The organism is Actinoplanes sp. GCM10030250, assembly GCF_042666575.1.
GTDB lineage: Bacteria > Actinomycetota > Actinomycetes > Mycobacteriales > Micromonosporaceae > Actinoplanes.
The window spans coordinates 62,385-75,066 of sequence record NZ_JBHTDO010000016.1 but is presented as its reverse complement, the minus strand read 5'-3'; the positions used below and the strand labels follow the sequence as shown (position 1 = coordinate 75,066).

General features: G+C 72.0%; 9 protein-coding genes. 5 read left to right on the top strand and 4 right to left on the bottom strand.

The window, feature by feature from the left end; genetic code table 11:
- Positions 1–16 precede the first annotated feature (16 nt).
- From ACFQV6_RS21220 to ACFQV6_RS21205, 4 genes are all read right to left on the bottom strand, one after another.
- Positions 17–1,099 carry a DUF3616 domain-containing protein gene (locus ACFQV6_RS21220; protein WP_378029271.1) on the bottom strand — a complete coding sequence of 361 codons (1,083 nt, stop codon included), beginning with the start codon at positions 1,097–1,099 and terminating at the stop codon, positions 17–19.
- Between the two features lie 89 nt (positions 1,100–1,188).
- Positions 1,189–1,941 carry a GNAT family N-acetyltransferase gene (locus tag ACFQV6_RS21215; RefSeq protein ID WP_378029270.1) on the bottom strand — a complete coding sequence of 251 codons (753 nt, stop codon included), beginning with the start codon at positions 1,939–1,941 and terminating at the stop codon, positions 1,189–1,191.
- A gap of 513 nt (positions 1,942–2,454) precedes the next feature.
- Positions 2,455–3,870, bottom strand: a complete 1,416-nt coding sequence (locus tag ACFQV6_RS21210) for a M28 family metallopeptidase (protein WP_378029269.1) — start codon at positions 3,868–3,870, stop codon at positions 2,455–2,457.
- A gap of 15 nt (positions 3,871–3,885) precedes the next feature.
- Positions 3,886–4,443, bottom strand: coding sequence for a TetR family transcriptional regulator (locus ACFQV6_RS21205; protein ID WP_378029268.1), 558 nt, complete (start codon positions 4,441–4,443; stop codon positions 3,886–3,888).
- Positions 4,444–4,535: 92 nt separating this feature from the next.
- On the opposite strand from ACFQV6_RS21205, the gene ACFQV6_RS21200 reads away from it, so the two are divergent.
- From ACFQV6_RS21200 to ACFQV6_RS21180, 5 genes are read left to right on the top strand one after another with little or no spacing between them, the layout of a single operon-like run.
- Positions 4,536–5,912, top strand: coding sequence for an FAD-dependent monooxygenase (locus tag ACFQV6_RS21200; protein WP_378029267.1), 1,377 nt, complete (start codon positions 4,536–4,538; stop codon positions 5,910–5,912).
- 41 nt (positions 5,913–5,953) lie between these two features.
- Positions 5,954–7,051 carry an AAA family ATPase gene (locus tag ACFQV6_RS21195; protein ID WP_378029266.1) on the top strand — a complete coding sequence of 366 codons (1,098 nt, stop codon included), beginning with the start codon at positions 5,954–5,956 and terminating at the stop codon, positions 7,049–7,051.
- A complete protein-coding gene (locus tag ACFQV6_RS21190) occupies positions 7,051–9,402 on the top strand; it encodes a DUF5682 family protein (RefSeq protein WP_378029265.1) in 2,352 nt (783 codons plus the stop codon). Before ACFQV6_RS21195 ends, ACFQV6_RS21190 begins: the two co-directional genes overlap by 1 nt.
- Positions 9,395–10,510: a VWA domain-containing protein gene (locus ACFQV6_RS21185; protein ID WP_378029264.1), complete on the top strand. Its 1,116-nt coding sequence runs from the start codon at positions 9,395–9,397 to the stop codon at positions 10,508–10,510. The genes ACFQV6_RS21190 and ACFQV6_RS21185 overlap by 8 nt, the downstream gene beginning before the upstream one ends.
- Entirely contained in the window at positions 10,507–12,648 is a 2,142-nt protein-coding gene (locus tag ACFQV6_RS21180) for a hypothetical protein (protein ID WP_378029263.1), read from the top strand. The genes ACFQV6_RS21185 and ACFQV6_RS21180 overlap by 4 nt, the downstream gene beginning before the upstream one ends.
- Positions 12,649–12,682: the final 34 nt, after the last annotated feature.

The following is a 12,682-nucleotide window of genomic DNA, read 5'->3' as shown; positions in this document are numbered from 1 at the left end:
GCACTTCCCAAGATTGTCACCTGGGTAGAAGTAGCACGTCCGCGATCACGGCGCCGTCGGTGGTCAGGCGGACCGGGGCCGGGCTGTCGTAGACGACGAGCACCCGGTCCTCACCGAGCAGCGTCAAGCCCTCGGCGTGGTCGTCGCCCTCGCCGTAGGTCAGCTCCATCTCGCGGCTGATCATTTTGTCCCGCACGATCGACGGCTGCTCGGTGCGGCAGGCGTCGTGCCAGCGGTAGATGCGCACCGGCCCGTCCAGGTCCATCGTCGGACCGGCCAGGACGAGCAGATCGTCACCGTGCGGGCAGAGATCGCGGATGCCCAGGCCGTTCAGATCCAGCACGTGCTTGCGATAGGTCCGCCCGTCGGGGAACGGCCGCAGCCGCAGGCGCCCCGGTTCGTCGTCGGTCACGTACGGCCGCAGCTCCAGCACGAACGCCCACCCGCGCAGCACCGGCCCGCGCAACCCGAGGTAGACCCGGTCCTGGTAGACGGCGATGCCCTCGATGTCGAGGCCGTTGTCCTTGCCGGGGATCGGCAGGAACGGGCCCAGGTGCTCGTCGTCGCGCAGCAGCCGGCGCAGGTCGTCACGGCCGGTCAGGACGGCGGCGCGGTGGCGGACCCCGTCGGCGACCACTTCCCGGACTGGTGTGGGTACGCCGTCCACGTCGGTGATCGGCAGGCGTACCAGGATCTGCCGGTTGGCCTGTCCCTCGACCCGGGCGAGCCGCCGCAGTGCCTTGGGCCCCTCGTGCCGGTCCTTGATCTGCTTGCGGCGCAGGCTGTGCGAGCCGACCGCCCAGAGGAACTGCTCGCTGCGGGCCAGCCCCTCCACGTCCGCCTCCTCGTCGGCGTCGAGCCCGGGTAGGTCGACGAAATCGCCCAGCCGGAAACGCGCCTCGGCACCGAACTCGGTGGGCCGGGCCGGATCGCCGGTATCGGTGGCCATGAGGCGCTCGATGGTGGCAGTCTCGTCGCCGGCGATCCAGAGGGCGCGTCCGTCGATCCGGATCGCGGAGAGGTTGGTGTGGGTGGCCGCCGCCTGCGAGTCGTCGGAGAACCGCAGCCGCACCGTGTAGTCGACCGTCATAGTGGTCATGGTTTCACCGGCGGGCCACCCACGGTTCCGGATTGCCGGACGATCCGGTCACCCGATCATCCGGCAGCCCGATCCGTTCCGCTGATGCTCTACTGCTCCAGGGAGATGTAGAGGCGGTGCCCGGCAGGGGCGTAGCCGACCCGCTCGTACACCCTCCACGAGTCGTCACCGCCCGCTTCCAGCCAGGCGACCTCCACACCGCTGCCGAAGAGCCGCCGGGTGATCTCCGAGGTGATCGCGCCGGCCAGCCCGCGCCGCCGGAACGTTTCGCGCACCCCGATACCACCCACCTCGCTCACCCCACCGGACGGCGGCATCGCCTGAGCACCGCCGGCGCACACCGTGTTCGCCAGTGCGGTGAGCGCGACACCACCACGCTCCTCATTGCGGCGCATGCGGGCGACATCCGCCTCGGTCGCCTGCGGCGCCTCACCGAACGCCTCGTTCAACGCCGCGATCAGGGCGGCCCGGTCCAGGTCCGTTGCCGGTTCCTCAAGGACAAAGCCATCGGGTACGGCGGAAGCGTTCCAAGTTTCCGACGTGCAGATCAGGTATTGATGCCGTGCCTCGACGGTGAAACCGGCCGTGAGCAGCAGGTTTTCCAGCTCGGGGTCGCTGCTGGTGACGTATTCGAGGCGTGGCTTACGGCCGGCCTCGGCGAACGCGCTGATCAGCCCGGCGACGTCTGCGGCGGTGATGGCGGCACCGGGCAGCGGCGACGCGTAGTTGATGAACGGGCTGTCGGTCTCCGGATCGAGGCCCGCCACGAAGGGGCCGATCTCGATTGCCTTGGGGCGGTTGCGGAGGTTGGACACGACATAGCGCTGAATGCGCAGATCCATGGTGAGTTAAGCCTTTTCAGCAAAGAGGAAAGTTCCGCGGGCATGACGGCACCGCGCCACGGGGACGCGGTGGTGCAGAGCCGCCGCAGGGCGGGAACGCTCAGCGGCGGCCGGAGGGCCGGGCGGCGATCACAGGCTTCACTCTTTCGAAAAGTTGGCATCGTGCACTCGTCGCACGATCGCCCGGGCAGATTGCCACGGACCCGCCGGCCCGTGCAAGCAATTTCCCCTCAGTCGCAGCTCGGACCCAGCCCGCCGGTGCCACGCCACACGGTGTCCTGTGGCCGTCAGCGGTGCTTTTGGCGGCTCGGGACACCGCTCAGCGCCAGCTGGGTTCGTGGGCTGGCGGTGAGGGGTGCTTTTGGCGGCTCGGGACACCGCTCAGGGCCAGCTGGGTTCGTGGGCTGGCGGTGAGGGGTGCTTTGGGCGGCTGGGGGCGCCGCTCAGGGCCAGCTGGGCGGGATCGGGGACTCGTCGGTCGTACCCCTGCATTGGGATCTTGATTGTGGGGCTTCAGCTGGGTTGGGGAGCGGCGGCGGGGCTGCGGAGGCCTGTGGTGCCGACCGCGCGGACGCCGAAGAGGACGTTGTCCTTGGAGAGGTCGATGGTGACCGTGGTGACGTTGCCGACGGCCAGGGTGTGCTCCCAGTCGGGTGCGGTGGTCTCGCGCCAGACCACCTCGTATCCGGCGATGCCGGGTTCGGTGCCGGGCTGCCAGCGCAGGGTGGTCTCGTTGGTGAGCTGGGTGGTGTCGATGACGACGCCGCGCGGTGTGCCGGGGGCCTGCGCCAGCGACCAGAGGGTGGCGGCGTTGACGCGGGCGACCCGGGCGATGTAGCCGAAGTCGCAGAATTCGACGAGGTCGCCGTATTGGACGCCGTCGACGACGCGGACGTCCTGGTGTTCGTGGGCGAAGTTCTCGCGGGGCTCGGTGAAGCGGGCGGCGGGGTATCCGCGCAGCAGGAACGAGATGTGGTCGCTGCCGCGCAGGTAGCGGTCGCGGCGCCAGATGACACGCACGTTCATGCCGGTCTGCGGGTTCTCGGCGACGTCCTGGGCGAAGCGGCCGAGCTGGCGGGAGGCGCCGTCGTTCTCGCCGCCGACGCTGCGGCGGGTGTTGGCCTGTGCGGCGGTCTCCGAGGTGGGCACGCCCTCGACGAAGAGCCGCACGGTGCGCGGGTCGGGGCGGGTGCCGTCGCCGGGGTTGCCGGTGCCGACGATGTCGTTGCTGAACATGGCCTGGATGTCGGCGCCGGCGTCTTTGTAGGCCTGGGCCATGTGGTCGGAGCCGTAGAGGCCCTGCTCCTCGGCGGCGACGGCGGCGAAGACGATGGTGGCGCCCGGTTTGCGGGTGGACAGCACACGGGCCAGTTCCATGATCACGGCGACGCCTGACGCGTCGTCGTCGGCGCCCGGTGCGTCGCTTGTCGCGTCGAGGACGTCGGAGGCGCGGGAGTCGTAGTGGCCGGTGACCACGTAGATCCGGTCCGGCGCGGTGCTGCCGCGCAGGGTGGCGATCACGTTGGTGATGGTGGTGGGCACCGGGACCCGGGGTGAGACCGGCTGCACGAACGACTGGAGCTCGACGGTCATCCGGCCCTCGGAGCGCGCGGCGTATCCCTGCAGCTCCCGGTGGATCCAGTCGCGGGCGGCGCCGATGCCGCGGACCGGGTCGTCCTGCGACGACAGCGTGTGCCGGGTGCCGAACGAGGCCAGCTTGCGCACGGTGGCCTCGATCCGGCCCGGGTCGATCTCCCGGAGGATCGCGCGCAGGTCGGCGCCGGGCGGGCGCCGGCGCGGGCCGGCCGCCTGCGCGGCCCGCGCCGACGCGCTCAAGGGTGCCGCGGCAGCAGCCGCAGCCGCCGTGGTCAGGGGTGCCGCAACAGCGGCAGCAGCGGAAGCCGTGAGGAACAGACGCCGTCGAGCCATGGACGGCAGTCTATGTCAGATGGTGCCGGTGAGATACCGCTGAACGGTCGGGCCGAGCCAGGCGATCGCCGCGTCGGTGTCCAGGGCGACGACCGGCGGTATGCGCAGCACGAAGCGGCACAGCGCGAACCCGAGCATCTGGGTCGCGAGCAGGCCGGCCCGGGTGCCGGTCTCGGCGGGATCGGGTGCCAGGCGGCCGACGACCGGGGCGAGTTGACCGGCGAGGATGCCGCGCATCCGCTCGGCCGCCGACTCCTGGGTGACCGCGGCGCGCAGCAGGGCGACCAGCGTCTCGTCGTGCTCCCAGCGGCTCAGGAAGTGGTTGACCAGGGTGGCGCCGATGGCATCGGTGGGCACGCCGGTCAGGTCGGGCAGGCGCAGGTCGAACTCGGCCGCGGCGGCGAAGAGCTTCTCCTTGTTGCCGTAGTAGCGCATGACCATCGACGGGTCGATGCGCGCGTCGGCGGCAATCGCCCGGATGGTGGCGCGTTCGAATCCGTCGGCGGCGAAACGCTCGCGGGCGGCGGTCAGAATCGCGGCCCGGGTCGTGTCGGAGCGGCGCGGTGCAGTCATGCCAACAAGTGTAGGCCAACAGGTGTTGACTTCCTAGCGCATCGAGTTCTACCGTTGCCAACAAGTGTTGGCATTCAGCTCTGGAGGACTCCATGCACAGCTCGATCGCAATCATCGGTGCCGGCCCGACCGGTCTGCTTCTCGCCGGCGACCTGGCCCAGGCCGGCGTCTCCGTCACGCTTTACGAGCGTCGCGACTCCACCTCGAACCTCACACGCGCCTTCGGTGTGCATGCCCGCACGCTGGAGCTGCTCGACGCCCGTGGTCTCGCCGACGAGATCGCCACCACCGGCGCCCACATCGAGGCGCTCCGCCTCTTCGACCGGATCCGCGTCGACCTCTCCCGGTTGCCGTCCCGCTTCCCCTACCTGTTGATCACGCCGCAGTACCACGTGGAGCAGGCGCTGGAGGAGCGCGCCGTGAAGGCCGGCGCCACCGTCGTACGCGGCGCGCGCTTCACCGGCCTGCGGCAGGACGACGAGCGGGTGACGCTCGACTTCGACGACGGCAGCACCGCCACGGCCGACTACGTCGTGGGCACCGACGGCGTGCACAGCGCGGTCCGCTCCGCCCTCGGCCTGCCCTTCCCCGGCAAGGCCGTGCTCACGTCGATCATGCTGGCCGACGTGCGCCTGGCGAACCCGCCGGCGTCGGCGCTGGCCGTCAACGCGGTCGGCGACGCGTTCGCCATGGTCGCCCCGTTCGGCGACGGGTGGTTCCGGATCTTCGCCTGGGACCGGCGCAACCAGGTGAACGACCAGACCCCGGTGACGCTCGACGAGATGCGTGCGGTCACCAGCCGGGTGCACGGCACCGACTTCGGCATCACCGAGGCGCGCTGGCTCTCCCGGTTCCACAGCGACGAGCGGCAGGCCCCGCGGTACCGGGTGGGTCGCGTCTTCCTCGCCGGCGACGCGGCCCACGTGCACTCGCCGGCCGGCGGGCAGGGAATGAACACCGGCCTTCAGGACGCGGCGAACCTCTCCTGGAAACTCGCCGCCACCGTCCAGGGCTGGGCGCCGGAGGGGCTGCTGGACACGTACGAGGCGGAGCGGCACCCGGTCGGCAAACTGGTCCTGCGCAGCAGTGGCACGCTGATCCGGCTGGCCATGGTTCGCTCCCGGCCGGCGCGTTGGCTGCGCAACACGGTGGGATCCGGGCTCCTGGCGGTGCCCCCGGTGGTCCGCCGGGCAGCGGGCGTGATCTCCGGCGTGGGCATCACCTATCCGGGCGCGCCGCGGGCCGCCGATCTGCCGCTGCGCGGCGGGGAACGCCTCTACGAGGCACTGCGTGAGGGCAAGCATGTGCTGGTCACGGCCACTTCCATGCAGGGGTACGGTGACCGCCTGCGCATCGCCGCTCCGGACGTGGATTCGGGTGTGGCAGTGCTGGTCCGGCCGGACGGATATGTGGCGTGGCAGGGTCCCGCCGGTGACGCGGCGAAAGTTCTTCCGCGCTTCCTGTCGTAGTCCTCGCGGTTTTGTCGGGGGCCCTGGTTAGGGTCGCTGCCGTGACTGTTCTGTCTGATCTTCCTGTTCAGCGGCCACCCGCGGAGGTGCGCTACGCCGGGGAGCTGGTCCGGCTCCGGGCCGCCGACGACGCACCGAGACCGCCGGGCTGGGCGCTGAGCCTGCGGGCGGCCCGCGCGTTCATCGTCGGCGACGAGCAGCTGGGCGTGACCCGCAAGTTCGTCGGCGACCCCTCCCTGATCGACCGGGCCCTGGTCAGCCTCGCCACCAGCCGGGGCCTGCTGTTGGTCGGCGAGCCGGGCACGGCCAAGTCGCTGCTCTCCGAGCTGCTCGCGGCGGCGGTCAGCGGCGACTCCACGCTGACCATTCAGGGTGGTGCGGCCACCACCGAGGACCAGATCAAGTACTCGTGGAACTACGCGCTGCTCGTGGCCGAGGGGCCCAGCGAGCGGTCGCTGGTCCCGGCGCCGCTGCTGCGCGGCATGTCCCAGGGGCGGACCGTGCGGTTCGAGGAGATCACCAGGTGTCCTCTGGAGGTGCAGGACTGCCTGCTCTCCCCGCTCTCCGACCGGGTCATGGCGGTGCCGGAGCTTCCCGGTGACGCGGGCATGGTGTTCGCCCGGGACGGCTTCAACATCATCGCCACGGCCAACACCCGTGACCGCGGCGTCAACGACATGAGCTCGGCGCTGAAGCGGCGGTTCAACTTCGAGACGGTCTTCCCGATCGCCGACTTCGACACCGAGCTGGCGCTTGTCGAGTCCGAGGCCGCCGCGCTGCTGCGCCGTTCCGGAGTGACCGCGCCGCCCCGCCGGGACGTGCTGGAGGTGCTGGTCACGACGTTCCGGGAGCTGCGGAACGGGCGTACCTCACGCGGTGACGAGATGGAACGGCTGTCCGCGGTGATGAGCACGGCCGAGGCGGTGGCGGTGGCCCACGCGGTCGGGCTGCGGGGCTGGTTCCTGCGCGGGACCGCCGGGGATGCCGCCGACCTGGTGTCGTGCCTGGCCGGGACGGCGGCCAAGGACAACGCGGACGACCTGGCCAAACTGCGGCGCTACCTGGAACAGCAGACGTCGTGGCGTAGCGGTGAGCAGTGGCGCGAACTGCACGACGCGCGGCGGGAACTACCGGGCTGATGAACCTCACGGTCATCGGGGTCCGGCATCACAGCCCCGCCTGCGCGCGCCTGGTCGCCTCCACCATAACGGCGGTGCGGCCGGCGTTCGTGCTGGTCGAGGGTCCGGCCGAGATGAACGACCGGATCGGCGAGCTGCTGCTCGGGCACGAGCTGCCGGTGGCGGTGTTCACCAGCTACGCGGACGAGCAGCGGCGGCACGGGTCGTGGGCGCCGTTCTGCGCGTACTCGCCGGAGTGGGTGGCGCTGCACGAGGGGCGGGCGGCCGGTGCGGAGCTGCGCTTCATCGACCTGCCGGCGTGGCACGAGGCGTTCGCGGACCGGAGCAACAGGTACGCCGACGCGGAAGTCCGCTATGCCGAAGCGGTGGAGCGGCTGTGTGTGGCGTTCGGTGTGGACAACACGGATGCGCTCTGGGACCACGTGATCGAGATGGAGCCGTCGGAGGAGCGGCTCGTGGCGTACTTCGACCTGATCCGGGGTGAGGCGCGGGCCGGGGCTTCGGACACGGTGCGGGAGGAGTACATGGCCCGGTGGATCCGGGCGGCGTGTGCGGAGGCGGGGGAGCGGCCGGTGGTCGCCGTGGTGGGCGGGTTCCACCGGCCCGCTCTGCTCCGCCTGGCCGGGGCTGCGCCGGGCGCGCCCGGTTCTTGGTCGCAGGCGGGTGAACCACCGGAGGGGGCTGAGTCGGGCGAGCGAACTGCCTGGCCGGAGGTGCCTGAGCCGCCGGAGGGGGCGACGGCTGGGAGTTATCTCGTGCCGTACTCGTTCCGCCGCCTCGACGCCTTCGGCGGGTATCAGTCCGGGATGCCGTCGCCGGAGTACTACCAGCGGCTATGGGAGGACGGCCCGGACTCGGCGGCCCGTTATCTGATCACCGCGGTCGCGGCGCGGCTGCGCGGGCGTGGCCAGCCGGTCTCCACGGCCGACCTGATCGCCGCGCGTACGAGTGCCGAGGCGCTCGCCCGGCTGCGCGGGCACCGGCATCTCTCCCGGCTCGACGTGCTCGACGGGCTGGCCGCCGCCCTGGTGAACGAGGCCCTCGACGTGCCGTTGCCCTGGTCGGTGCGCGGGCCGATGTCAGCCGGGCAGCATCCGGCCGTCGTGGAGATGACCGCGGCGCTCAGTGGCGAGCGGGTCGGCCGCCTGCACCCGGACACCCCGCTGCCGCCACTCGTGCACGCGGTCACCGCCGACCTGGAGCGGCACGGTCTGGACCAGCCCGGCCGGCACGACATCGAGCTGCTGAAACCCGAGGGCCGGGAGCGCAGCCGGGTGCTGCACCGGCTGCGGATCCTCGGCGTTCCGGGGTACGACCGGACGGCCGGCCCGGCCACCGGACTCGACCCGGTCATCGCCGAGACGTGGAACGTCCGTGATGCCGGGCACCGTCTGGTCGCGCTGATCGAGGCCGGCGGGTACGGGGTGACCCTGGAGTCGGCCGCCGCGGCCAGAATCACGCAGCGCATCGAGGCGGCTGCCGGTGAGCTGGCGGGGCTCGCCGACGCGCTGTTCGACTCGGCGCTCTGCGGTGTCACGGAACTCGTCGCGGACGTGCCGGACCGGCTCGCGCGCGGGGTGGCGGCCGCGACCGATCTGGCCGGTTTGGGGCGGGTGCTGGCGGTGACGCTGGCTCTGTGGCGGCACGACCAGTTGCTGGGGACGATGGGCAGCCCGGTGTTCGGGAGCGTGGTGGTCGCGGCGACACGGCGGATCCTGTGGCTGGCTGATGGCTGGCACAGCGCGGGGGCGCCGGCTGATCTGCCGCGGATTCGTGCGGTTGTGGCCGTACGTGATGCGGTTTTGCATGGTGTGAAAGCCGGTGTTGATGCGGGTGAGGCGGCGGCGGTCGCCGGTCGGATCGCGGGGGATCGGGCCGCGCCGCCTGATTTGCGCGGGGCGTTCTACGGGTTGGCGCGAATCCTGGCTGCTTCCGCTTTCGCTGGTGATCATTTGCGGTTGCCGGAGGCGCAGGTGGCGGTACGGGGCGCTTTCGCCGCGGGTACTGCTGGAGACTGGCTGTCCGGGTTGTTCGCCGTCGCGCGGGAGGCCGTGCTCGCGCCCGGCGGCATCCTCGGCCTGCTGGACGACCTGGTGATCGGGCTCGGCGCCGAGGAGTTCCTGTTGGCGTTGCCCGCGTTGCGGCAGGCGTTCGAGTTCTTCCCGCCGCGCGAGCGCGAGGCCATCGCGGACCAGCTTCTGGCCCGGCGCGGGCTGGCCGGATCCGGGCGTGACCTGCTCCGCTCGACCGTCGCTCCGGAGACCGTCGCGGCGGGGCTCGCCCTCGACGAGGCCGTTGAGCAGCGCCTGACCCTCGCCGGGCTGATGGTGGCGGGGAGATCGGATGACTGACGCGGGGCTGGAACGATGGCGGCTGATCCTGGGCGAACCGTCCGCCGAAGGGCTGGGCGGTCTCAGCGGTGCGGCGGCCGAGCGGGACGCCGCCCTGGACTGGCTCTACGGCCGGGACGAGGAGCTGGCCCGCCGCGACATCCGGCGGGAGGGCGGCCCCGGCCGCTCCCAGCTGAGCACTGTCGACTGGCTGGACGGGATCACCCGGCTGTTCCCGAAGGAGACCGTGGAGCGGTTGCAGCGGGACGCCGTCGAGCGCTACGAGATCAACGACATCGTCACCGACCCCGCGGTGCTGGAGCGGGTCGAGCCCAATCCGGCTCTGCTGCGTGCGGTCCTGCGTACGAAACACCTGATGAACCCCGAGGTCCTGCGGCTGGCCCGGCGGCTCGTCGAGGCCGTCGTCCGGGACCTGATCGCCCGGCTCGCCGAGGACGTGCGGCACAGCTTCGCCGGCGCGCGGGCCCGTCGGAGCAGCCGGTTCAAACAGGCGCGCAACTTCGACGCCCGGCGGACGATCCGGGCGAATCTGGGGCGATACAACCCCGAGGAGCAGCGGATCTACGTCGAGACGCCGTACTTCCTCTCGCGCACCCGCCGCCACCTCGCACCGTGGCAGGTGATCCTGCTCGTCGACCAGTCCGGCTCGATGCTGCCGTCGGTCATCCACTCGGCCGTCACCGCCGCCTGCCTGTGGGGGCTGCCCGGCGTCAAGACCCACCTGGTCGCCTTCGACACCGAGGTCGTCGACCTGACCGAGGACGTCAGCGATCCGGTCGAGCTGCTGATGAAGACCCAGCTCGGCGGCGGCACCGACATCGCCCGCGCGGTCCGCTTCGCGGCCCAGCTGGTGGAACAGCCGAGGCGGACGATCATCGCCGTTGTCAGCGACTTCTTCGAGGGTGGTTCCACAACCGATCTGGTACGAACGGTCCGCAACCTCGTCGAGCAGGGGACCATCGTGCTCGGGCTGGCCGCGCTGGACGAGCAGGCCGATCCGGCGTACGACCGGGAGTGCGCCCAGAAGCTCGCGGACGTGGGGGCGAGCGTGGGCGCCATGACTCCGGGCGAGCTGGCCGCCTTCGTCGCGGAGCGGGTGGGCCGATGACCGCTGGTGCTCTGCCGGTGCGGGCTGACCTGCTGGCGCTGGACGCTGAGGCTCTGTCCGCCCTCACCAACCGTGGCCTGGTCAAACGGGCCGGCCGTGAGGTGGATCGTGAGCCGCCGGGGATCTCGGTGGGTGCGGATGCGGTGGTGGTCGCCGAGTTCGCCGAGGGTGTGCGGGCGGAGTTGCCGGTCGGCGGGCTGGACCGGGGGAGTTGCTCGTGCGGGGCGATGACCGTCTGCCGGCATTTGATCGGGTTGGTGCTCGCCTATCAGCAGATCCCTTCCTCTTCGCCGTCCATCCCAGCTTCCGAGGCCATCCCAGCTTCCGAGGCCGTCCCGGCTTCCGAGGCCGTCCCGGCTTCCGAGGCCGTCCCGGCTTCCGAGGCCGTGCCTGCTTCCGAGGCCTTCCCAGCTTCCGAGACCGTGCCTGGGGACGCGGCCGTGCCTGGGAACGCGGCCGTGCTGGTCGGCTGGTCGCCGGGGGAGTTCACCGATGCGGAGCTGGCCGCGCGTATCGGTGCGCGGCTGGTCGCGGCGGCGCGGCGGGCCGCGCAGGCCGGTTACACCGCGCGGGTCCGGCGCGGTGCGGTCCCGGTGGTCGAGCTCGCGACCGCCACCGTGCGCTTTCTGGTGCCGCGGGATCTGGGCTTCGTGCACACGGACGCCAGAGCAGGGGTACGCGACGACGTCATCGCCCTGGCCGTCTGGGCATTCCGGGCCGCGGACGACAACGATCCCGCCGCCCCCGAGTGTGTCGTCGACGTCGGCGGGACCCGGACCGCCCCGGCCGAGGGCGGTACCGGACTCGAAGCCGTTGTCGACTTCGCCGCCGACGTGCTGCGGGCCGGCGTCGTGCACGCGGGCGAAGGGCTGGTAGCGGCGGCCGCCGCCCATCTCAGCCGGCTCGACCGGGCCGGTCTGCGCTGGCCGCTGGACGCCACCGCGGAGCTTGCCGACCAGTTGGCCGCCTACCGTGAACGCAGCGCCCGCTACACACCCGAGACCGTCGCCGACCTGATCGCGGAGTTGTTCGCCCGGCATCGCGCCGCGGCCACCAGCGACGGATCCGGCGTCCGGGCCCGGGTGCTCGGTTCCGCGGAGGCCGCCGAGACCCCACTGCGCCGGGTACGCCTCGACGGGCTCGGTGCCCGCGTCACAGCGATCGACGACCAGCGGCGCGTCGAGGTCTTCCACGCCCAGGCGGCGAGCGGAGTCGTACTGGTCTCGCACCGCACCTGGACCACCGATGACGACGGAGCCGCCCTGGCCCGCCGCCGCCTCGGCGGAGCGACGGTGGGCTCCCTCGCGGGCGGCGTACTCGTGACCGAATCCGCCGTCCGCAGCGCCAGCCGCGTGGTGCGCCTGACCACGAGCCGGGTCTCCCGGTCGACCGTCACGGCCGGCAACGGAGCCTGGGACAGGCTGCCGCCCGGCCTGCTCGTACGCGACTTCACCGAGCTGGCCGCGGCCCTCGACCGGTTGCCGCCGCGACCGGTGCGAGCCCGGGTCCGCGCCGAACTGGTCCGGGTACTCGCCATCGCCGAGGTCGGCGACATCCACTACTCGCCCGGTGCGCAGCGGCTCACCGTGGAGATCCTTGACACCTCGGGCTCCCCGGCAACGGTCACGGCCACCCACGCCGGCGTCGTGCCCGGCCGGATCGATGCGGTCGCCGCTGCCTTCTCCGGGCGCCACGGGCCCCCGAGGTTCGTTGCCGGTCCCGTGCACCGAGGCGGCGGCGGGTTGATCCTCACCCCGTACGCGATCGCCGCCGACGGCCTCCCGATAGTCCCCGACCTGTCCCCTCCCGCGGCTCCGGGCGCGCCGTCCCTGGCGGATCCGGGCCTCGGCGCCGAGCCCCTCTCCCCCGGGCCGAGTGACGAACCCCTGGCCGCAGCCGTTGTGGAGGCCCGGGAGGCGTTGGCGGAGATCGCTCATTACGGCCTGGCCCACGTGCCGCCCGCTGCCCACCGCCGGTTGCGCGAGGCCAGCCAGGCAGGCGCCCGGGCCGGACTGCATCGAGTGGCGGCCGCGTTGGACAGGCTGGCCGGTCACTTCGGCTCGGACCCTGGACCGGCGGCGACTTCCGCGTGGGTGGACGCCTACCTGCGCGTCGGCCTGGCCGCGGAACTGCTGTGATGGCGCTCGTCAGCGGGCGTCTCCGGGCCGGTTC